Annotated in this window: 21 protein-coding genes and 1 pseudogene; 9 read left to right on the forward strand and 13 right to left on the reverse strand. The window is 72.3% G+C overall.

Going from position 1 to position 19442, the window contains the following annotated elements:
* Nucleotides 1-39 precede the first annotated feature (39 nt).
* Nucleotides 40-873 carry a hypothetical protein gene (locus AB5J53_RS38290; RefSeq protein WP_369250191.1) on the forward strand — a complete coding sequence of 278 codons (834 nt, stop codon included), beginning with the start codon at nucleotides 40-42 and terminating at the stop codon, nucleotides 871-873.
* Here the strand turns inward: AB5J53_RS38290 and AB5J53_RS38295 are convergent.
* Genes AB5J53_RS38295 through AB5J53_RS38310 form a run of 4 tightly spaced genes read right to left on the reverse strand, consistent with a single transcriptional unit; the run spans nucleotide 854 to nucleotide 4316 of the window.
* A complete protein-coding gene (locus AB5J53_RS38295; protein ID WP_369250192.1) occupies nucleotides 854-2323 on the reverse strand; it encodes a sensor histidine kinase in 1470 nt (489 codons plus the stop codon). The genes AB5J53_RS38290 and AB5J53_RS38295 overlap by 20 nt on opposite strands.
* Complete coding sequence (locus AB5J53_RS38300) at nucleotides 2320-2982, reverse strand: response regulator transcription factor (protein WP_369250193.1); 663 nt, start codon at nucleotides 2980-2982, stop codon at nucleotides 2320-2322. The genes AB5J53_RS38295 and AB5J53_RS38300 overlap by 4 nt, the downstream gene beginning before the upstream one ends.
* A gap of 9 nt (nucleotides 2983-2991) precedes the next feature.
* Nucleotides 2992-3630, reverse strand: a complete 639-nt coding sequence (locus AB5J53_RS38305) for a phosphatase PAP2 family protein (protein ID WP_369250194.1) — start codon at nucleotides 3628-3630, stop codon at nucleotides 2992-2994.
* The gene (locus AB5J53_RS38310) at nucleotides 3627-4316 is read right to left on the reverse strand and encodes a DedA family protein (protein WP_369250195.1); all 690 of its coding nucleotides are present in this window, start codon (nucleotides 4314-4316) and stop codon (nucleotides 3627-3629) included. Before AB5J53_RS38310 ends, AB5J53_RS38305 begins: the two co-directional genes overlap by 4 nt.
* A gap of 97 nt (nucleotides 4317-4413) precedes the next feature.
* Here AB5J53_RS38310 and AB5J53_RS38315 point away from each other — a divergent pair, with 97 nt between their 5' ends.
* A complete protein-coding gene (locus tag AB5J53_RS38315) occupies nucleotides 4414-4785 on the forward strand; it encodes a BlaI/MecI/CopY family transcriptional regulator (protein WP_369250196.1) in 372 nt (123 codons plus the stop codon).
* On the forward strand, nucleotides 4782-5720 hold the full coding sequence (locus AB5J53_RS38320; RefSeq protein ID WP_369250197.1) for a M48 family metalloprotease: 939 nt from the start codon (nucleotides 4782-4784) through the stop codon (nucleotides 5718-5720). Before AB5J53_RS38315 ends, AB5J53_RS38320 begins: the two co-directional genes overlap by 4 nt.
* Before the next feature lie 486 nt (nucleotides 5721-6206).
* On the opposite strand, the gene AB5J53_RS38325 is transcribed toward AB5J53_RS38320, so the two are convergent.
* Nucleotides 6207-7361 (reverse strand): MFS transporter, encoded by a 1155-nt coding sequence (locus tag AB5J53_RS38325; protein WP_369252711.1) that lies wholly within the window; start codon nucleotides 7359-7361, stop codon nucleotides 6207-6209.
* A 43-nt stretch (nucleotides 7362-7404) separates the two neighbouring features.
* On the reverse strand, nucleotides 7405-7767 hold the full coding sequence (locus AB5J53_RS38330; RefSeq protein WP_369250198.1) for an ArsR/SmtB family transcription factor: 363 nt from the start codon (nucleotides 7765-7767) through the stop codon (nucleotides 7405-7407).
* 57 nt (nucleotides 7768-7824) lie between these two features.
* On the opposite strand from AB5J53_RS38330, the gene AB5J53_RS38335 reads away from it, so the two are divergent.
* The 3 genes from AB5J53_RS38335 (at nucleotide 7825) to AB5J53_RS38345 (ending at nucleotide 11943) form a co-directional block, all read left to right on the forward strand.
* Nucleotides 7825-9864 carry a heavy metal translocating P-type ATPase gene (locus AB5J53_RS38335; protein ID WP_369252713.1) on the forward strand — a complete coding sequence of 680 codons (2040 nt, stop codon included), beginning with the start codon at nucleotides 7825-7827 and terminating at the stop codon, nucleotides 9862-9864.
* 95 nt (nucleotides 9865-9959) lie between these two features.
* Nucleotides 9960-11441 (forward strand): AlkA N-terminal domain-containing protein, encoded by a 1482-nt coding sequence (locus tag AB5J53_RS38340; protein ID WP_369250199.1) that lies wholly within the window; start codon nucleotides 9960-9962, stop codon nucleotides 11439-11441.
* Nucleotides 11442-11460: 19 nt separating this feature from the next.
* Nucleotides 11461-11943, forward strand: coding sequence for a methylated-DNA--[protein]-cysteine S-methyltransferase (locus AB5J53_RS38345; RefSeq protein ID WP_369250200.1), 483 nt, complete (start codon nucleotides 11461-11463; stop codon nucleotides 11941-11943).
* Nucleotides 11944-12204: 261 nt separating this feature from the next.
* On the opposite strand, the pseudogene AB5J53_RS38350 reads toward AB5J53_RS38345, so the two are convergent.
* The 4 genes and pseudogenes from AB5J53_RS38350 to AB5J53_RS38365 form a co-directional block, all read right to left on the reverse strand.
* A pseudogene (locus tag AB5J53_RS38350) lies at nucleotides 12205-12841 on the reverse strand (Sir2 family NAD-dependent protein deacetylase); the annotation flags it as partial.
* A 9-nt stretch (nucleotides 12842-12850) separates the two neighbouring features.
* The gene (locus tag AB5J53_RS38355; RefSeq protein ID WP_369250201.1) at nucleotides 12851-13930 is read right to left on the reverse strand and encodes a sensor histidine kinase; all 1080 of its coding nucleotides are present in this window, start codon (nucleotides 13928-13930) and stop codon (nucleotides 12851-12853) included.
* The gene (locus AB5J53_RS38360; RefSeq protein WP_369250202.1) at nucleotides 13923-14618 is read right to left on the reverse strand and encodes a response regulator transcription factor; all 696 of its coding nucleotides are present in this window, start codon (nucleotides 14616-14618) and stop codon (nucleotides 13923-13925) included. Before AB5J53_RS38360 ends, AB5J53_RS38355 begins: the two co-directional genes overlap by 8 nt.
* 68 nt (nucleotides 14619-14686) lie before the next feature.
* Nucleotides 14687-15391 carry a VanZ family protein gene (locus tag AB5J53_RS38365; RefSeq protein ID WP_369250203.1) on the reverse strand — a complete coding sequence of 235 codons (705 nt, stop codon included), beginning with the start codon at nucleotides 15389-15391 and terminating at the stop codon, nucleotides 14687-14689.
* 123 nt (nucleotides 15392-15514) lie between these two features.
* On the opposite strand from AB5J53_RS38365, the gene AB5J53_RS38370 reads away from it, so the two are divergent.
* Nucleotides 15515-15637, forward strand: coding sequence for a hypothetical protein (locus AB5J53_RS38370; protein ID WP_369250204.1), 123 nt, complete (start codon nucleotides 15515-15517; stop codon nucleotides 15635-15637).
* 246 nt (nucleotides 15638-15883) lie between these two features.
* Here the strand turns inward: AB5J53_RS38370 and AB5J53_RS38375 are convergent, their stop codons facing one another.
* Nucleotides 15884-16618, reverse strand: coding sequence for an NAD-dependent deacetylase (locus AB5J53_RS38375; protein ID WP_369250205.1), 735 nt, complete (start codon nucleotides 16616-16618; stop codon nucleotides 15884-15886).
* A 90-nt stretch (nucleotides 16619-16708) separates the two neighbouring features.
* On the opposite strand from AB5J53_RS38375, the gene AB5J53_RS38380 reads away from it, so the two are divergent.
* A complete protein-coding gene (locus AB5J53_RS38380; RefSeq protein ID WP_369250206.1) occupies nucleotides 16709-16909 on the forward strand; it encodes a DUF2191 domain-containing protein in 201 nt (66 codons plus the stop codon).
* Between the two features lie 11 nt (nucleotides 16910-16920).
* On the opposite strand, the gene AB5J53_RS38385 is transcribed toward AB5J53_RS38380, so the two are convergent.
* Together AB5J53_RS38385 and AB5J53_RS38390 are read right to left on the reverse strand one after the other, a co-directional pair.
* Complete coding sequence (locus tag AB5J53_RS38385; RefSeq protein WP_369250207.1) at nucleotides 16921-17412, reverse strand: NUDIX domain-containing protein; 492 nt, start codon at nucleotides 17410-17412, stop codon at nucleotides 16921-16923.
* 22 nt (nucleotides 17413-17434) lie between these two features.
* A complete protein-coding gene (locus AB5J53_RS38390; protein ID WP_369250208.1) occupies nucleotides 17435-18334 on the reverse strand; it encodes a helix-turn-helix transcriptional regulator in 900 nt (299 codons plus the stop codon).
* An 84-nt stretch (nucleotides 18335-18418) separates the two neighbouring features.
* Here AB5J53_RS38390 and AB5J53_RS38395 point away from each other — a divergent pair, with 84 nt between their 5' ends.
* On the forward strand, nucleotides 18419-19288 hold the full coding sequence (locus AB5J53_RS38395; RefSeq protein ID WP_369250209.1) for an SDR family NAD(P)-dependent oxidoreductase: 870 nt from the start codon (nucleotides 18419-18421) through the stop codon (nucleotides 19286-19288).
* Nucleotides 19289-19442 lie beyond the last annotated feature (154 nt).

The following is a 19442-nucleotide window of genomic DNA, read 5'->3' on the forward strand; positions in this document are numbered from 1 at the left end:
CAGGATGTATTCAGGCATCGGCTGGCAGCGTCCGCTCCCATGACATCCGAGACTTCCGAGACGTCCGTTGCGTACGGCCGGACCGAGGCCGCCCCCCGCCACCCCATGCGCTGGAACAAGGTGCCCGAAGTCACCGCGTACTTCTGGTTCATCAAGGTGCTGTGCACGACGGTCGGCGAGACCGCGGCGGACCTCCTGAACGAGAAGCTGGGCCTGGGCCTGACCGGCGTGTCGCTGCTGATGAGCGCGCTGCTGGCGGTGGTCCTCGTCGTCCAGTTCCGCACGAAGGCCTACAAGGCAGGCGTCTACTGGTTCGCCGTGGCTCTGATCAGCGTCGTCGGCACGCTGATCAGCGACAACTTGACCGACAACCTGGGCGTGCCGCTGGAGACCAGCACCGCCGTGTTCGCCGTCGCCCTCGCCGTCGTCTTCTTCGTCTGGTACCGCCGCGAGCGGACCCTGTCCATCCACAGCATCGACACGCTGTCGCGCGAGGCCTACTACTGGCTGGCGGTGCTGTTCACCTTCGCGCTGGGCACCGCGGCCGGTGACCTCGTCGCCGAGCGCATGGCTCTCGGCTACTGGGTCTCCGCCGTCCTGTTCGGCCTCGCCATCGCCGCGGTCGCGGTCGCGCACGTCGCGCTCGGCCTGAACGCCGTACTCAGCTTCTGGATCGCGTACATTCTCACCCGCCCGCTGGGCGCCTCGATCGGTGACTACCTCTCGCAGCCCACCGGCGACGGCGGCCTGGGCTTCGGCACCGTGGTCACCAGCGTGCTGTTCCTCGCGGTCATCCTCGGCCTGGTCGTGTACCTCTCGGTGACGCGCCGGGATGTCGCCGAGGCCGAGCGGCTCACCCCGCAGGGAGGCTGACCACGAACCTCGCGCCCGAGGTGTGCCGCTCGTCGTAGTGCACCTCGCCGCCGGCGGAGCGGGCCAGGCGTCGCGAGAGCGGCAGCCCCAGGCCCGCTCCGCCGTGTCCGTCCCCCGGATCGGCGCGGCGCCCCGGTTGGAAGAGCTGCGTCGCGAACGACGCGGGTACGCCGGGTCCGTCATCCGTGACATCGACGCGTACGCCGCCGGGGCGTGCGCGCGCCCGGAGCTCGACCCGCGCCCGCGCGTGCCGCAGCGCGTTGTCGAGCAGGGGACTGACGATGCGCTCCAGGAGGGCGTCCGGCACACCGGCCGACAGCTCGGCGTCCCGCCCGGTGACGACCACCTCCACTGTCTCGGTCGGCGCGACGCGGTCCGCGAGCCGCCGCAGCACGGGCAGTACGTCGGTCGTGCCGGGCGCGGTGGCCGCGCTGTCGCGCGCGTCGTCCAGGAGGGTGTCGCAGATCGTGCGCATGGACTGGGCGGCGTCGGCGATGACTTCGTGCGTGCTCCGGGTGTCGGCGGCGGAGCGGGGACGGGCCTGCCACCAGTCGAGCTCCGCGATGATCCGGGCGAGCGGGTTGCGCAGTTCGTGCGACAGCTCTCGGGTGAGCTGCCGCTCGTGGCGCAGCAGCGCGCGGATGCGGTCCAGGAGTGCGTCCAACGACCCGCCCAGCTGGGCCAGTTCGGTGGGCCGGGCCACGCTTCCGAAGCGGTCCTCGGAGGCTATGGCGCTCCACCGCGTGGCGTGCTCGGTCATGGTGCGTACGGGACGCAGCGCGCGCCCGACCGCCAGGCGTGTCAGCGCGTATGTGCAGGCGAGCATGACGGCGTCGAGCGCGAGCGAGGCGAGGAGCAGGGCCTCGGCCGAGCTGCGATAGGGGGACAGGTCCAGCGCGGTCACGACGGTCGCGGCACCCTTGTCGCCGGGCACGGGTCGCGAGCACAGCCGGACGGGGCCGTGGCTGTGGGCGGTGACGCACTGTCCGCCGCCCCGCGCGGCGAGCCGGTCCGCGGTGCGGGTCAGCGGGCCGGTGGCGGTGGTGGAGGGGGGCTTTTCGAGGAGCCGGCCGCCCGCGTAGATCCACACGTTCGTGTCGAGCAACTCCTCGCCCGGCGTTTCCAGGACGCGCACCCGGGGGCCGCTGGTGTCGACGGTCGCGGCGACGGCGGCGGCCCGCGTGCGCAGTTCGTCGTCCGCCTGGTGCTGGAGGTGGCGCTGTACGACCGTGTTGAACGCGACGGTGAGGATCACCATCAGCAGCGTGGCGGTGGTCAGCGCGACCAGGGAGAGCCGGCCGCGCAGGGTACGCGGCCACCACCGGGAGCACAGCCGCCGGGGGGAGTATGGCCACCACCGAAAGCGCGGCCACCATCGGGAGACGGATGCCCTCCGGGAGACGGATGCGCTCCGGGAGACGGATGCGCTCCGGGAGACGGATGCCCTCATGACAGGCGGTGCCCGATACCGCGCGCGGTGGTGACGGTCAGCTCGCTGCCGCCGTCCCGCAGCTTGCGGCGCAGCCGGGTCAGATACTGGTCGAGCGTGTTGTCACTGACCTGCGCGCCCTCGGGCCAGCCCACCCTGATCAGCTCCCGCCGGCGCACGATGTCCCCGGACGCCGCCATCAGTGCCGCCAGCAGGCGGAACTCCGTGGGAGTCAGGCCGACTCGGGTGCCCCGGACCGTGAGGCTGTGCCCCACCGGGTCGAGGATCAGGTCACCGGCCGTCGCGGTCGGAACCGAGCCGGTGCGCTTGAGGGCCGCCCGCAGCCGGGCGGCCAGCTCCGTCAGATGGAACGGCTTGGGCAGATAGTCGTCGCCCCCGGCCGAGAACCCCGCCAGCCGGTCCGTGAGGTGGTGGTGGGCCGTCAGGAAGATGACGGGGGAGAGGAAGCCGCCCGCCCGGATCGCCTGGCACACGTCCCGTCCGTCCGCGTCGGGCAGCCCGACGTCGAGCACGGCCGCGTCGACGTCGTCCCCGGCCAGCCGCAGCGCCGTCGCGCCGTCCTGTGCGGGCACGGTGTCGAAGCCCTCGTCCCGCAGGCCGCGCAGCAGGACATCACGCAGGGCGTGATCGTCCTCGACGACCAGGATCCTGTGCCGCATGCCTCTCCCTCACTTGGTCTCGTACGGGGTCGCCTCTGCGAGTTGCGGCGCTATCAGCAGGGGCCTCAGCCGCGACCTGGTGAGCCGGTGCGCCGACGTCTCGGGGATCCGGTGCAGCCCCGCCGTCAGCAGCATCGCGATCAGCGTGCCGACGAGGACTCCGGCCATGACGTCGTGCGGGTAGTGCACGCCCACCCAGACGCGGGACGCGGCCAGCGCGCAGGCGGCCACCACCGCGACGGTGCCGAGGCGGCGGGAGACGTGGAGCAGGGCCACGGCGGCCGCGGCGGCGATGACCGCGTGATTGCTCGGGAACGACCAGTCGCCGGGGGCCGGACACGCCTCCAGCGTCCTCACCTGCAGGCTCTGACAGGGCCGGTCCTCGCGCACCAGCGTCTTGAACACCGAGTTCACCGCGTACGCCACGACCACGATCAGCGGTACCGCGAGCGCGATCAGCGCGGCCCGGGCGCTCACCCGCCGCGCTTGCCACCAGCCCAGCAGCATGAGGACGGCGAACAGCCCGAGCCCGTACGTCGACCAGGCGGACACCAGACTGTCCAGCCACGAGGGGGAGTCCTGGGCGAGATCCACCACATACGTGTAGGCGGAGCCGTCGATCGAGGAGCCGTCGAAGCCCGGCATCATCCTTGGACCCCCTTCTCCGCGGCGGCCGCCCGGCGTGAGCGGTACAGCTCGGCGGCGAGCGGGATCAGGGACACGGCGACGATCAGGGCGATCATCGGGAGCAGATACCGGTCCACGTTCGGAATGGACGAGCCCAGTGCGTAGCCGCCGAGTGTGAGGCCGAGGCTCCAGAGGAGTCCGCCGGTCACCTGCCAGACGGTGAAGGTCCGCACGGGGACGTGCAGGGCGCCCGCCATGGGGTTCAGCACCGTGCGCACCACGGGCACGAAGCGGGCCAGCACGATCGCCTTCGCGTATCCGTAGCGCTCCAGCAGCTCCTCGGCGCGCTGGGCGCCCGCCTGCAGCCGGGGCGAGCTGCTGCGGGCGAGCAGGGCGCCGCCCGCCTTCCGCCCGATCAGATAGCCGGTCTGCGAGCCGGCCAGCGCGCCCACGGCGGCGGCGACCAGGAGCGGGGCCAGCGACAGCTTCAGACCTCCGTGACCCGACCCGGTGCACAACAGGCCCGCCGTGAACAGCAGGGAGTCACCGGGCAGGAAGAAGCCGATCAGCAGCCCGGTCTCCGCGAACATCACCACGCCCACGCCCAGCACACCGAAGGCGGCGAGCAGGGACTGCGCGCTGAGAATATTCACGGCGAGCTGCGACGCTGTGAACAAAGGTGCGGCCATGGTCGCGGGCCCTCTCATACTGGACGGGCGGGTACGGTCGAGACGCACCCGAGTGACTACAATCCTGTAGACGGTCTACTGAACTGTAGACGATGGCGGGGTGAGGATCGTTCCCATGACCAGCGCGAAGGACGAACGCCGACCGGCGGGCGAGCTCGAGGCCAGTGTGATGGCCGCACTGTGGGCCGCCGGGGCACCGCTCACACCCGGGCGTGTACAGCTGGAGCTGGACTCGGGTCTGGCGCGTACGACCGTGACGACGATCCTGTCCCGGCTGCACGAGAAGGGCATCGTCGGCCGCGAGCGGCAGGGCCGGGGCTACGCGTACTTCCCCGTCCAGGACCCGCACGGTCTCACCGCCCGGCGCATGCACAGCGAACTCGACCGGGACGACGACCGCGAGACGGCCCTGGCCCGGTTCGTCGCCCAGCTCAGCCCCGACGACGAGCGTCTCCTGCGCGATCTGCTGGAATCGGGTGAGGAATGACCGCGACGACGGCCCTGCTGCTGATCCCGCTGCTGGTGCCCTTCGCGGTACCGGCGCTGGCCCGCCGCTGCCTCGCCCGTCTCGCACCCGTGACCGCACTGTGGGCCCTGACCCTGGCGGTCGTGGTGCTCGCCGGAGCCTCCGTCGCCGCGCTCGGCGCGCTGCTCCTGACCGGCCTGCTCAAGCTGCCGGTCTTCGCGGGCCTCGGTGACCTCATCCATCCGCTGCGCACCGCGTCCGACCTGGTCGTCCTGCCCGCCGCGGCGGCCGCCACCGGCGCCCTGACCGTCGGCGCCTGGACCCTCGGACGCTCGGCCCTGCGCCAGCTCCGCGCCTTCCGCATCGCCCGCACCCAGGCCGACCGCCGGCCCGCCGCGGGCGACCTGTGCGTCATCGAGTCGCCCCACCCCGACGCGTACGCCCTGCCGGGCCGCCCGCACCGCATCGTCGTCACCACGGCGATGCTCCGCAGCCTCGGTCCCGACGAACGCGAAGCGCTCTTCGCCCATGAGCGGGCCCACAACGCGGGCGGCCACCACCGCTTCCTCCTCGTGGCCGAACTCGCGGCGCACTGCCACCCCGGTCTGCGTCCGGTCCGCGCGTCCATCGCGCTCGCCGCCGAGCGCGCCGCCGACGAGGCCGCCGCCGTCGCGGTGGGGGACCGGCGCCTGACCGCCCGCGCCATCGCCCGCGCCGCCCTGGCCACCCGGGCGTCCCACTCCACCCGCCCCGACTTCGCCCCCGCGGCCACCACCGGCCCCGTCCCCCAGCGCGTCGCCGCCCTCCTCGCCGCACCCTCGCGCCACCCCCGCGCCGCCTCCTGGATCGCCCTGCTCCTCGCCGTCTGCGCCACCCTCTCGGCCGGCGCCTCGGCGGCCGGCGTACTCGCCTTCCATCACGAGGTGGAGGTAGCGCAGGGCGAAGAGCCCCGCTGACGCAGGGTTCAGAGGCAGAGCCCCCTGGAGGAGGCGAGGGCGGAGCCCCGGGCGGGGGTGCAGGGGGCGCAGTCCCCGCCGGGTTTCAAGGGCAGCGCCTCTGGGAGGTACGGGGGCGAACCCCGGGCAGGGGTCCAGGGGCAGCGCCCTTGGCGGGGTCTGGGGCGGAGCCCCAGGGACGGGAATGGGCAGGGGCGGCGGGGGCGAAAAACCATACGGTCGCCACCACCGCGTCGACCCCTTCCTCCGCCTTGCCCAAGGAACCAGGCCCTAGGCCTGTTCGGCGGATCATCTCGGAGACGTGGGGCCCGGCACGCCCATCTGCGACGTTGTCGTCGGTTGCCGACTCCCCCACTCTCGACTTCGCTCGAGGGGCCCCCATAGCGTCGACGCCCACCTCCGCCTCGCAGCTCGACGCACCAAGCCCCGCTCATCGGCGCTTATCAGGCGCCGCAGCTCTCCTCCGACCTGATCCGCCGGACAGGCCTAGCCCCGGCCCCGACGCCCCCCTCCCGCACCCCTCCTCAGCAGGACGCCCGCGACCGGCCCGACCGTCAGCAACACGGCGAGTACCGCGTACCCGTACGACAGTGTCGCCGCCGTGGCGACGCCCGCGACGAGCAACGGCCCGCCCGCGTCCCCCAGTTCGCGCCCCAACTCGGCGGCGCCCATCGTCTGTCCGAGCCGCTCCCGAGGGGTGGCCGACGCCAGGGCGGCGAAGCCCAGCGGGGTGATCAGACCGGTGCCGACACCGATCAGCGCCGCCGCGAGCAGCACGCCCGTCAGCCCGGGGAGCGTCGCGCAGGCGAGCCCCGCGGCGGCGGTCAGCAGCCCGGCGCCGATGCCCGTGCGGGCGGTCAGCCGGCCCGCGTCCAACGCGCGCCCGGCGCGCGGCTGGACGAGGGCGGCACAGGCGGCGAGGACGGACACGGCGGCGCCCGTCGCCACGGTGCCGAGGCCCGCGCCCGCACCGGAGACGGGCAGGAATCCCACGCCGACGGAGAGCGCGGCTGTCGCGCCCGCGAGTGCCCCCGTCGGGGCGAGGAAGGCGGGGTCGGCCAGGCGGCGCGCCAGGTCGAGCACGGTCTGCCGGGCGCGCGGCAGCGGCGGCACGCGCGGCACGCAGAGCAGAGCCCATACGGCGACCACCGCACCCAGCGCCGTGAGCACACCGAACAGCAGCCGCAGCCCGCCCGCCCACACGAGCACGCCGCCCAACAGCGGCCCCAGCGTGTAGCCGATGGACTTGTAGAAGCCGTAACTCCCGTACGCCCGCCCGTGCTTGGCCGCCGGATTGAGCCGGGCCACCAGCGCGGAGGCCGCGGGCGAGAACGCGGAGGCCGCCGCACCCTGACCGAGCCGGGCGGCCCACAGCAGGCCGGGGCTGTCCACCACGACGTACAGCGCGGACGCGACGGCGAAGGCGACGAGCCCGCCGAGCAGTACGGGCCGGGCGCCGATCCGGTCGGCGATCGTGCCGAACACCGGCTTGAGCAGCACCTCGGCCCCGTCGTAGAGGGCCAGCAACCCGCCCAGGACGAGCAGCGAGGTGACCCGGTCCGCGGAGTGCCCGCCCAGGTTCGCGGCGATGCCGTGCGCCCCGAACGCGGTGGTGAACCCGGCGGCGTACAGCGGCCACATCTGCCGCGCGGGCGCCCGCGTCACGTCATCCGCCCGCGTCACATCACTCGGTCGTGTCACTGAGGCCGAGCCGCAGATGCTCCACGTGGTAGACCGCCTGGTCGAGGAGTTCGGCGACATGGTGGTCGTGGAGCGCGTACACCACCGAACGGCCGCTCCGCTCGCCGACGACCAGGCCCAGATTGCGCAGCAACCGCAGCTGGTGCGAGCAGGCGGACTGCTCCATGCCGACCGCTGCGGCCAACTCGGTCGCCGGGAGCGGCCCTTCGCGCAGTCGCGCGAGGATCAGCAGGCGGGAGGGTGTCGACAGCGCCTGGAGCGTGGTCGCCACCTTCGCGACGTTGGCCGCGTCCAGACGTACGCGCTCGGTGGCGTCCTGCGCGGTGGTGACGGCTCCATGACCCATGGGCGGTATCTTACCCACCGCACATGAAGGCATGAATGAGTCTTCATGTGTTCCTGTATGGTCCTCGGTGTGACTCCCACTCTCGCCCCGCCGCCCGTCACCGAACGGCCCGCCTCAGCACCTCCACGGCGGCGCACTCGCGTCCTCGCGCTGCCGGAGGCCCGCCGGGCGCTCCTCGCGACCGTCACCTTCCTGCTCGCGCTCCCGCTGCACCTCGGCGGCGCGCCCGGGTGGACGTACGGCCCGCTCTACGCGATCGCCTACGCCGCCGGGGGCTGGGAGCCCGCCCTCGAAGGGCTGCGGGCGCTGCGCGAGAAGACCCTGGACGTGGATCTGCTGATGATCGTCGCGGCCCTCGGCGCCGTCGCGATCGGGCAGGTCCTGGACGGCGCCCTGCTGATCGTCATCTTCGCCACCTCCGGAGCCCTGGAGGCCCTCGCCACCGCCCGCACCGCCGACTCCGTGCGCGGTCTGCTCGACCTCGCGCCCGCCACGGCGACCAGGGTGACGACCGGCGGCGAGGAATCGGTCCCCACCACTCAACTCACCATCGGAGACGTGCTGTTGATCCGCCCGGGCGAGCGGATCGGCGCCGACGGACGGGTCCTTGACGGCACCAGCGAGGCCGACCAGGCGACCATCACCGGCGAACCGCTGCCGGTCGCGAAGACGCCCGGCGACGAGGTCTTCGCGGGCACCCTCAACGGCACCGGAGCGTTGCGCGTCCGCGTCGAGCGCGACCCCACCGACTCGGTGATCGCCCGAATCGTCACCCTCGTCGAGGAGGCTTCACGGACCAAGGCGCCGACGCAGCTGTTCATCGAGAAGATCGAACAGCGGTACGCGATGGCCGTGGTGGCCGCCACGCTCGCCGTCTTCGCGCTCCCCGTGGCCTTCGGCGCGGACCTCACCGGCGCGCTCCTGCGGGCGATGACCTTCATGATCGTCGCCTCGCCGTGCGCGGTCGTGCTGGCCACCATGCCGCCGCTGCTCTCCGCCATCGCCACCGCCGGACGGCACGGCGTCCTGGTGAAATCGGCCCTCGCCATGGAACGCCTCGGCGAGATCGACGCGGTCGCCCTCGACAAGACCGGCACGCTGACCGAGGGCGCACCCGAGGTGACGGCCGTACGTCCGGCGCCGGGTTCGGGGCTGGACGAGGACGCCCTGCTGGCGCTGGCGGCCGCCGCCGAGCACCCCAGTGAACACCCGCTCGCCCGCGCCGTCGTCGCCGCCGCCCGGGCCCGCGGCCTGCGGCTCGCACCCGCCGCCGACTTCACGGCGAAGCCGGGAGACGGCGTCACGGCGACGATCGACGGCCACGTCATCACAGTCGGCCGCCCGCAGCCGCACACCGACGCCGGTCGGCCCGACCATCGGGCGTCGTACACGGAGGCTGCCGGTGCGGTCGGCCGTCCGGCGTCGCACCCGGAGGCCGATGCCGGTAAGGCCGGCAGGCCGGTCCCGTACACGGACGCCGACGGCGGCACGGTGGTCTTCGTCGCACGCGACGGTACGCCCGTCGGCGCCCTCGCCCTCACCGACCGCCTCCGCCCCGAGGCCCCCGGGACCGTCGCCGCGCTCACCGCCCTGACCGGCGCCGCGCCCGCGCTGCTCACCGGCGACAACCCGCGTGCCGCCGCCCAGGTGGCCACCGCCACCGGCATCACCGACGTACGCGCGGGTCTGCTGCCCGAGGGCAAGGTCGAGGCCGTACACCAACTCGCCGACCGCAAGGTGCTGTTCGTCGGCGACGGCGTCAACGACGCGCCCGCCCTGGCCGCGGCCCATTCGGGGATCGCGATGGGCCGCGCCGGATCCGACCTCGCCCTGGAGACCGCCGACGCCGTCGTCGTCCGCGACGAGCTGGCGGCCATCCCGGCGGTCGTACGGCTCTCCCGCGCCGCCCGCCGCCTGGTCACCCAGAATCTCGTCGTCGCGGGTACGTTCATCACCGTCCTGGTCCTGTGGGACCTCCTCGGCCACCTCCCGCTCCCGCTCGGCGTCGCGGGTCACGAGGGCTCAACCGTCCTCGTCGGCCTCAATGGACTGCGGCTGCTGCGGGAGTCCGCGTGGCGGAGGACGGACGTGGGCTAGGACGAGTCGTCGGAGCGAAGGAGGCACGCAGGCCGGGCGAGGTACATGTCGTATTCTCGCCAGCCCCGACCTCGCGCGTGCCCGATGCTTGAGGCATGCGGAACGGGATGCACACGGACATCGAGCGCTGCGTGCGCGCCGTCCAGGCCAAGGACGCGCGCTTCGACGGATGGTTCTTCACGGCGGTGCTGACCACACGGATCTACTGCCGGCCCAGCTGCCCGGTCGTGCCGCCGAAGCCGGAGAACATGACCTTCTACCCGAGCGCGGCCGCCTGCCAGCAGGCCGGGTTCCGGGCCTGCAAGCGATGCCGCCCGGACACCAGCCCCGGCTCGCCCGAGTGGAACCAGCGCGCCGACCTGGTCGCCCGCGCGATGCGGCTGATCGGCGACGGCGTCGTGGACCGCGAGGGCGTCCCCGGCCTGGCCACCCGGCTCGGCTACAGCACCCGCCAGATCGAACGCCAGCTCCTGGCCGAGCTGGGCGCCGGACCGCTGGCGCTCGCCCGGGCCCAGCGCGCCCAGACCGCGCGGCTGCTCATCGAGACCACCCCGCTGCCGATGGCGGAGATCGCCTTCGCGGCCGGATTCTCCTCCATCCGCACCTTCAACGACACCGTGCGCGAGGTCTTCGCGCTCTCCCCGAGCGAGCTCCGCGCCCGCCTGCCCAAGAAGCGGGCGGGAGCCACGCCGGGCGTGCTGAGCCTCCGGCTCCCCTTCCGAGCACCGCTCAACCCCGACAACCTCTTCGGCCACCTGGCGGCGACCGCCGTACCCGGCGTCGAGGAGTGGCGCGACGGGGCATACCGGCGGACCCTGCGGCTGCCGTACGGGCACGGGATCGTCGCCCTGACGCCGCGGTCCGACCACATCGCCTGCCGCCTCACCCTCAGTGACCTGCGCGACCTGCCCGTCGCCATCAGCCGCTGCCGCCGCATGCTCGACCTGGACGCCGACCCCGTCGCGGTCGACGACCAGCTGCGCGCCGACCCGCTGCTCGCCCCGCTCGTCGACAAGGCACCCGGCCGCCGGGTGCCGCGCACGGTCGACGAGGCCGAGTTCGCCGCACGAGCCGTGCTGGGCCAGCAGGTCTCCACGGCTGCTGCCCGCACCCACGCGGCCCGCCTGGTCGCCGCGCACGGCGAACCGGTCGAGGACCCTGAGGGCGGCCTCACCCACCTCTTCCCCTCGGCCCCGGCACTCGCCGCACTCGATCCCGAGGCACTCGCGATGCCGCGCACCCGCCGCACCACGTTCACCACGCTGATACGCCAACTCGCCGACGGAACACTTCACTTGGGGGTAGAGAGCGACTGGGCTGAGGCACGAACCAGGCTGCTGGCGCTTCCCGGCTTCGGCCCCTGGACGGTCGACGTCATCGCCATGCGCGCCCTCGGCGACCCCGACGCCTTCCTCCCCACCGACCTCGGAATCCGGCGCGCCGCCCAGGAGTTGGGCCTCCCGTCCACTCCGGCCGCCCTCACGGCACGCGCCGCGGCCTGGCGCCCCTGGCGCGCGTACGCGGTCCAGTACCTGTGGGCGACCGACAGTCACCCGATCAACTTCCTTCCCGTATAAGCCCGTTCAAGGACATCCAGTGAAACAGCACACGGTCATCGACAGCCCGTACGGCCCCCTGACACTCGTCGCCGACGGAGGCGTCCTGTGCGGCCTCTACATGGTCGGCCAGCGCCACCGCCCGCCCGAGGAAACCTTCGGCGAACGCGACGACACACTCTTCGATGAGGCGACCGACCAGCTACGGGCCTATTTCGCAGGCGAGTTGAAGGAGTTCACGCTCGAACTGCGGCTGGCCGGCACGTCCTTCCAGCGCAGCGTCTGGGAGCAGCTCCGCGAGATCCCGTACGGCGAGATCCGCTCGTACGGCGAACTGGCCGAGGCCCTCGGCAACCCGGGCGCCTCCCGCGCGGTCGGCCTCGCCAACGGCAAGAACCCCATCGGCATCATCGTGCCCTGCCACCGCGTCGTCGGCGCGAACGGCAGCCTCACGGGATACGGCGGCGGCCTGGACCGCAAGAAGCGGCTGCTGGACTTCGAGAGCGGAGCGGCCCTCTTCTAGCCGCTCGGCGCGCCGGCCGTTCCGCCCGCCAGGGCCTGTCCGGCGGATCAGGTCGCAGGAGAGCTGCCGCGCCTCATGAGCACAGGTGAGCGGGGCCTGGTGCGTCCAGCTGCAAGACGGAGGAGGGCGACGACGCGGTGGGGGTCCCCCCCGCTCGAGCGAAGCCGAGAGTGGGGGAGTCGGCAACCGACGACAACGCCGCAGGTGGGCGTGCCAGGCCCCGCGTCTCCGACATGATCCGCCGGACAGGCCCTGGTCGCCCAGCTTGCGCAGGAGTTCGGGCAGGGCGGTGCCGATCGGCTCCCGTACGACCTCGTCGGCCCGCTCGTCGTACGGCGTCGGCTCGGCGTTGGCGATGATCAGCCGGGTCCCGTGGTCGGCGACACCGGCGAGCCCGGCGGCGGGCCGAACCTGCAGGCTGCTCCGCACGGCGATGAACACTTGGCCGGCCTCGGTGATGGCGACCGCCTCACCCGGCACCACCGGGTCGAGCCGCTCGCCGAACATCCGTCGCCGACTTGAGGATCCCACCGCACTCCAGACACGGCGGGTCCACCTCACCGGCCTCGACCCGGGCGAGCGCGTCCTCCATCGGCTGCCTGGCGTGCCACTTCGTGCAGATGACGCTCCGTGCGGTGCCGTGCAGTTCCAGCACCTTCCGTGCCGGCATCCCGGCGAGCTGGTGCAATCGGTCCACGTTCTGCGTGATCACCCGGACCGGCACGCCGGACCGCTCCAGCTCGGCCACGGCCCGGTGCGCCGCGTTCGGCTCCGCCTTCAGCGTCCGTTTCTTGCGCCGCATCTGCCAGGAGCGGCGCCGGATCTCCGGATCTCCCATGTAGTACTCGTACGTGACGAGCTTCTCGGCCTCCGGGTCCCGCCGCCACAGCCCGCTCGGGGACGATGCCTACGGCGTGCCGGGAAGCCGGACCGTGACGAGGAGACCGCCTGCGGGGCGGGGGACGAGGTCGAGGGTCCCGTCGTGGGCGCGGACGATGCTGTGCACGATGGCCAGGCCGAGGCCGACGCCGGCGTGCTCGTCGGTGCGTACGCGTTCCGTTCCGCGCCGGAAGGGTTCGGTGAGGGTCGGTACGAGTTCCGGGGGGAGCCGACGGCCCGTGTTCTCGACCCGCAGCACGCTCGTGTCGCCGTGCACCTCGGTGTGGACCGTCACGGTGCCGCCGGCGGGGAGGTTGTGGACGATGGCGTTCTGGACGAGGTTCGTCACCATCCGCAGCAGGAGCTCCGCGGAGCCGCTGGTCCGGGCCGCCCCGCCGGTGACGTCGAGCGTCATCCGGCGCTGTTCGGCGAGGGGAAGCAGCGTTTCGGCGGCTTCTTCGGCGACGAGGGAGAGGTCGACGCATCCGCGGGTGAAGTTTCCGCGGTCGCCCCGGCTGAGCAGCAGGAGGGCCTCGGTGAGGTCGATCGCCCGCGTATTGACAGCGTGCAGGCGTTCGATGAGTTCGCCCCGGTCTCGCGTGGGGTCCTTGCGGGCGACGTCGAGGAGGGTCCGTGAGATCGCCAGCGGGGTGCGCAGTTCGTGCGAGGCGTTCGCGGCGAACCTCTGCTGCTCGGCGACGTGGGACTCGAGTTGTTCGAGCATCGAGTCGAACGCGTCGGAGAGTTCACGGAATTCGTCCTGGCGGCCCTTCATGCGGATCCGGTGGGACAGGGACCCGTTCCCGGCCATCCGTGCCGCATCCGTGATCTGTGTGAGTGGTGCGAGCATCCGGCCGGCGAGGATCCATCCCCCGACGAGGCCGAACACGAGCAGGAAGACCATCGCCACGGCCGCGGCGGGGGCGAAGGTGTGCACAAGGAGGTAGCGGTTGGGCGAGATCCCGAGAAGGCCCTGGGAGTTGTCGGGTACATAGCGCAGCAGGAACACCCACACCACGGCCAGCAGGAGGGAGCCGGCGACGGCGAGGAACCCGGCGTAGCTGAGGGTGAGTTTCAGTCGGGCGCTGAGCCCTGGGCGTCTAGGCATGCGTACTGCCGGTGCGGCTGGTGTCGGGGCCGGTGTCGATCCGGTAGCCGACGCCGGGCACCGTGGCGATGATCCATGGTTCGCCGAGCCGTTTGCGCAGTGCGGAAACGGTGATGCGTACGGCGTTGGTGAGGGGGTCGGCGTTCTCGTCCCAGGCCCGTTCCAGCAGCTCTTCGGCGCTGACGACCCCGCCCTCGGCGGCGACGAGGACTTCAAGCACGGCGAACTGTTTGCGGGTGAGCGCGACGTAGCGTCCGTCGCGGAAGACCTCCCGGCGGAAGGGGTCGAGCCGCAGGCCCGCGATCTCGCGGACCGGGGGCCGGGCGTACGCGCGTCTGCGGTCGAGCGCCCTCAGCCGCAGGACGAGCTCCCGCAGCTCGAACGGTTTGGTGAGGTAGTCGTCGGCGCCGAGCTCGAACCCGGAAGCCTTGTCGTCGATCCGGTCGGCGGCGGTGAGCATGAGGATCGGGATGCCGCTGCCGGAGGCGACGATGCGCCGGGCGACCTCGTCGCCGGAGGGGCCGGGGATGTCGCGGTCGAGGACCGCGAGGTCGTAGGAGTTGACGCTGAGCAGTTCCAGGGCACAGTCGCCGTCGCCGGCGATGTCGGCGGCGATCGCCTCCAGCCGCAGACCGTCACGGACGGCTTCGGCCAGGTAGGGCTCGTCCTCAACGATCAGTACGCGCATGTCTGAAGCCTAAGCAGCACAACATATCGCCGACGTATGCAAAGACGTGTGCACACCGGACATGCGACTCAGCCCGCCGGTGCCGGCGCGGGGCGAGGCTGGTCCGACGGCGCTTTTGCCGTAGTGCGCCACCAGCGGCGCGACGCCAGCCCCGCCAGCACGGCGCCGGCGGCGTTGACCAGTACGTCGTCCACGGAGGACACCCGGTCCAGCCGCAGGACGTACTGTGCGGTCTCGACCAGGACAGAGCAGCCCGCGCCGAGCGCCAGGATCCGCGGCACGGACGCCAGCGCCGCGAACCGCATCGGGGCGAAGAACCCCAGCGACGCGAAGACCAGCAGGTTGCCGACGATCCCGAGCGGCCCCATCGTGACCAGGTCCCGCAGCGGTACCAGGCTCACCCGGGCGGGGACGATGCCGGCCCCGCCGCCCGGCATCATGGTCAGCCACAGGAACGGCACCGTCCCATGGACCATGCCCACCTCGGCCAGCGACGTCCGCCACGCCGCCGCGACGCCGGCGGCACGCCGACGGTGCGCCAGAGCCCACACCACCAGCGCCGACAGCGGCAGCGCGACCAACGTCATGAGCACGACTCCGTTGAACGTGTCGAAGCAGCCGTGCCACCGCCCGGCCATGCACCTCGGAGCGGCCATCATGAGCGGCCCCCGCACGACGAACGCGGCGCCCGCCATGCCGAGGATCGCCAGGCTGATCAGCACGATCCCGCGCGTGCGGCGGGGCGGTGCTGACAGGGATGCGTCGTGGTTCATGCCCCCATTGGAAACGGAGGGCCGTTGCGGTGGCGTATGCGATTTTCGATACGCCCGCGATACACGGAATCCCCGGCATCAAGGAACTCGCGCAAGCCGGGCAGTGAGATGGTCCCGCCGCTGGTGATCGCGCCGGCCCCGCTACCGCAGGTGCTGGACGACTCGTCCGTGAACATCGCACTGCCGAGCATCCAGGACGAGCTCGCCGTCACGCCCGCACATCTGCCCTGGACCGTGAACGCCTAAAGGCTGTCACGTATGGGGCGAGAGTTGTCCCGCGAGGGCGAGGTTGTGAAGCCGGGCGATGCCGAGCATGGCCTGGTGGACGCAAGTGTTCAGGAGGCCGTGTACGCCGGAACAACTGACCCCGGCACTGCAATGCCCGGGGCGGGATCGCGTGTGGTGGAGCCCGGGCGGCCTATGAGGAGGAGTAATCGCTGCCGCGCAGGCCCGAGTTGAAGTGCGCTTCAGGGCGGCGAACAGGGACAAGTCCTACTTCCCCTCGGTGGGTAGTCCGCGCAGGAGCTTCGGCAGGGCCGTGCCGATCGGTTCGCGTACGACTTGGTCGGCGAGTTCGTCGTACGGGGTCGGTTCGGCGTTGACGATGATCAGCTGTGCGCCGTGGTCGGCGGCGACGCCCGCGAGGCCGGCTGCGGGCTGGACCTGGAGGCTGGTGCCTACGGCGATGAAGACCTGGCAGGCTTTGGTGATGGCGACGGCCTCGCCGAGGACCACGGGGTCGAGTCGTTCGCCGAACATCACGGTCGCCGACTTGAGGATCCCGCCGCATTCCAGGCACAGTGGATCGTCCTCACCGGCCTCGACCCGGGCCAGGGCGTCCTCCATGGGGCCGCGTGCGTGGCACTTCGTGCAGACGACACTGCGTGCGGTGCCGTGCAGTTCGAGCACCTTGCGGGCAGGCAGGCCGGCGAGCTGGTGCAGCCCGTCGACGTTCTGCGTGATGACCCGGACGGGCACCCCGGACTGCTCCAGCTCGGCCACGGCCCGGTGCGCGGCGTTGGGCTCGGCCTTGAGCGTCCGGTTCTTCCGCCGCATCTGCCACGACCGCCGCCGGATCTCCGGATCCCCCATGTAGTACTCGTACGTGACGAGCTTCTCGGCCTCCGGATCCCGCCGCCACAGCCCGTTCGGGCCGCGATAGTCCGGGATCCCGGAATCCGTGGAGATCCCGGCACCGCTGAGAATGGCGACGAGTGGCTTGGTCATGGTGCCGAGGGTAGGTCGTGCGTCCGGACGCGGCGAATGGATATCGCCGGGGCCAGGGGCTGCTGGACCCTCCGGTGCTAGGGTCCGCGCATGGCCAAGGTCACCGTCTCGCTCGACGCCGAACTTGTCGTGGAAGTCATGGTGCTCGCGGGCGTGGGCAGTCCCCAGGACGCCGTCGAACTCGTCGTACGCGACTACATCGAGCGCGGTCACCGCACGGAGGCCAGGATCACCGAGCGCGACGAGGCCCTGCGCGCGGTGGACATCAAGCCGCGGGACGTCGAGGGCTGAACCGGTTCCGGTCAGCCGACCCGGTGGCCGTTCTCCAGTTCCGCCGTTCCCGCGCCCTCCGCCAGCACGTCGAGCCCGGCGAGTACGCGTCGCCCGAGGGCGCCCGGCAGATATTCGGCGAGCTCTTCGCGGGGCACCAGGCGCCAGGACAGCAGCTCCTCCTCCTGCAAGCGGATCGACTTGAGGTCGTCCTCTCCGAGGACGCCGCCGTCGTACAGGTAGGCCACCAATGGCGGCCGCGCCGTCCCGTGCACCCAGTCGACCGCGAGGAGCCGGCCGAGTTCGACGTCGAGGCCGATCTCTTCGGCCGTCTCGCGGTGTGCGCCCTGGCGTGGGGTCTCCCCGTCGTCCGACTCGACGGTGCCGCCCGGAAGGGCCCAGCCCTCGCGGTAGTTCGGCTCGACGAGCAGCACCCGCCCTTCGGCGTCGAGGAAAAGGGCGGCGGCGCCGGCGAGGACGCGGGGCAGGCCCGCGATGTACGTGGCGAAATCTGGAGTGGTCACCCACGAAGGGTAACGAGAGTCGTCATTCGCCAAGGGCGACGAGCCTGCGCAGCCGTTCCTCGGACTCGCTGCCCGGCTCGGCGAAGTGGCAGATCAGGCTGAGCCGGGGTGCTTCCTCCACTGCCAGGCGTACGTACGACACTTCGAGGTCGCCGGCCTCGGGGTGCCGGTAGCGGCGTACGGAGGAGCGGAACTCCACGACGTCGTGGGTCTCCCAGGCCTCCGCGAAGTACGGGCTGGTGTCGATGAGTTCGGCGACCAGCTCGGAGAAGCGCGGATTGTCGAGTTCGTACGCCGCCTGCTGGCGCAGCAGCCCGGCCATCCAGCGGGCCTCCCGCTCCCACTCCGGCATCAGCGCGCGGATCTCCGGGACGCGGAACAGCATCCAGGCGCTGTTGAGTTCGCGGCGCGGGCGGTCCAGCAGGGCCGGGCCGAGGATGCGCTCCTGCGCCGGGTTCCAGGCCAGGATGTCGAAGCAGCGGTCGATGACGAACGCCGGGTTGGGCATCAGCTTGTCCAGGAAGGTGCGGACGGCGTCCGGGACTTCCAGGGAGCGCTCGGCGGGCTCGGGCGCCGGAAGGCCCGCGAGCCGGAAGAGGTGGGCCCGCTCCACCTCGTCGAGCCGGAGGGCACGGACCAGGGCGAGCAGGATCTGTGGGGAGACATGGATGTCACGGCCCTGTTCGAGCCAGGTGTACCAGGTCAGGCTCACGCCGGAGAGCAGCGAGACCTCCTCGCGGCGCAGCCCGGGGGTACGGCGGCGGCCACCCGGTGGCAGCCCGGTCCCCGCGGGGTCCGCGCGCTCGCGGCGGGAGCGCAGGAACGCGGCGAGGGCCTTGCGGCCGTGATCGTCAGGGACCGGGGCGAGCGCCTTGCGGGCCTGGTCGCCGGTTCCGGGTGCTGATCCTGGTGTCGCTGCCACCAGTAAATTCTGCACTCTTCAACCGGGGTGCGGCCTGGCGGAGGGTGGAAGGGAAAGCGAACCCCCTTGTGAAAGGCGGCCCTTGTGGCTGAGCTGACCCCTGCCCGAACCGTTCTGATCACCGGCGCCACCGGCGGTGTGGGTGGCGCCCTCGCGCGCAGGCTGAGCGGCGACGGCTGGATCGTGTACGCCGCCCACCGCAAACCCGCGGACGCCGAAGCGTTGCGCGACGCCGGCGTGACCCCCGTCCTCCTCGACGTGACCGACGAGGAGTCCATCGCGGCGGCCGCGGACGTCGTGGGGCCCCGTCTCGACGCCCTGGTGAACAGCGCCGGAATCATGGGGCAGGGCCCCGTCGAACTGGTCCCGGCCGAGGCCTGGCGCCGCCAGTTCGAGATGAACGTGATCGGGCAGGCGGCGGTGATCCGCGCCTTCCTGCCCGCCCTGCGCGCGGCCGGCGGCCGGATCGTGAACCTCGGTGCCGTGTCCGCCCGCGTCACCCCGCCCTTCTTCGGCCCGATCGCCGCCTCCAAGGCCGCCCTCTCGGCGCTCACCCAGGCCCTGCGGATGGAACTGCGCCACCAAGACGTCAAGGTCTCCCTGATCGAGCCGGGAGCCATGGACACCGCCATCTTCACCACGGCGGACAAGGCGAGCGCCGACATGGGCTGGGCGGGCTCGCCCGAGACCCAGCACCGGTACGCGGCCGCCCTGGACGCCGTACGGACCGCCGCGGCACGCCAACCGCTGGGGCCGGTCGCCCCGGCCGTCAACGCCGTCGTACGAGCCCTGACCGCTCGTCGGCCCGCCACGCTCTACACCACCGGACGCGACGGACGGGTGCTCGCCCTGCTGCGCTTCCTCCCGGACGGCATGCGCGACCGACTGCTGCTGCGGGCGATGGGGGTGACGGCCGAGGCGTTCAGGACGAGCACGGCCGCGATCGTGGGCTAGGGCCTGTCTGACAATTTCCGTCGTCGCCCGGAGGGCGGCCTCGGGGCGTCAGGTGCGTGCTCTCGGCGTGCCGGGCGAAGGCCCTCGTACTGGACGTACTTGGGTCCGCGCCCGGTGCGGCGAAGGGGGTCCCCCGCCCGAGCCGAAGCCGGTT

It is taken from the genome of Streptomyces sp. R41 (assembly GCF_041053055.1).
In the GTDB taxonomy this organism is placed as follows: domain Bacteria; phylum Actinomycetota; class Actinomycetes; order Streptomycetales; family Streptomycetaceae; genus Streptomyces.

Excerpts from the sequence above, each read along its gene's own strand:
- AB5J53_RS38290 (WP_369250191.1), top strand. The coding sequence starts at position 40 with ATGACATCCGAGACTTCCGAGACGTCCGTTGCGTACGGCCGGACCGAG.
- AB5J53_RS38295 (WP_369250192.1), bottom strand. The coding sequence starts at position 2,323 with ATGAGGGCATCCGTCTCCCGGAGCGCATCCGTCTCCCGGAGCGCATCC.
- AB5J53_RS38300 (WP_369250193.1), bottom strand. The coding sequence starts at position 2,982 with ATGCGGCACAGGATCCTGGTCGTCGAGGACGATCACGCCCTGCGTGAT.
- AB5J53_RS38305 (WP_369250194.1), bottom strand. The coding sequence starts at position 3,630 with ATGATGCCGGGCTTCGACGGCTCCTCGATCGACGGCTCCGCCTACACG.
- AB5J53_RS38310 (WP_369250195.1), bottom strand. The coding sequence starts at position 4,316 with ATGAGAGGGCCCGCGACCATGGCCGCACCTTTGTTCACAGCGTCGCAG.
- AB5J53_RS38315 (WP_369250196.1), top strand. The coding sequence starts at position 4,414 with ATGACCAGCGCGAAGGACGAACGCCGACCGGCGGGCGAGCTCGAGGCC.
- AB5J53_RS38320 (WP_369250197.1), top strand. The coding sequence starts at position 4,782 with ATGACCGCGACGACGGCCCTGCTGCTGATCCCGCTGCTGGTGCCCTTC.
- AB5J53_RS38325 (WP_369252711.1), bottom strand. The coding sequence starts at position 7,361 with ATGTGGCCGCTGTACGCCGCCGGGTTCACCACCGCGTTCGGGGCGCAC.
- AB5J53_RS38330 (WP_369250198.1), bottom strand. The coding sequence starts at position 7,767 with ATGGGTCATGGAGCCGTCACCACCGCGCAGGACGCCACCGAGCGCGTA.
- AB5J53_RS38335 (WP_369252713.1), top strand. The coding sequence starts at position 7,825 with ATGGTCCTCGGTGTGACTCCCACTCTCGCCCCGCCGCCCGTCACCGAA.
- AB5J53_RS38340 (WP_369250199.1), top strand. The coding sequence starts at position 9,960 with ATGCGGAACGGGATGCACACGGACATCGAGCGCTGCGTGCGCGCCGTC.
- AB5J53_RS38355 (WP_369250201.1), bottom strand. The coding sequence starts at position 13,930 with ATGCCTAGACGCCCAGGGCTCAGCGCCCGACTGAAACTCACCCTCAGC.
- AB5J53_RS38360 (WP_369250202.1), bottom strand. The coding sequence starts at position 14,618 with ATGCGCGTACTGATCGTTGAGGACGAGCCCTACCTGGCCGAAGCCGTC.
- AB5J53_RS38365 (WP_369250203.1), bottom strand. The coding sequence starts at position 15,391 with ATGAACCACGACGCATCCCTGTCAGCACCGCCCCGCCGCACGCGCGGG.
- AB5J53_RS38375 (WP_369250205.1), bottom strand. The coding sequence starts at position 16,618 with ATGACCAAGCCACTCGTCGCCATTCTCAGCGGTGCCGGGATCTCCACG.
- AB5J53_RS38380 (WP_369250206.1), top strand. The coding sequence starts at position 16,709 with ATGGCCAAGGTCACCGTCTCGCTCGACGCCGAACTTGTCGTGGAAGTC.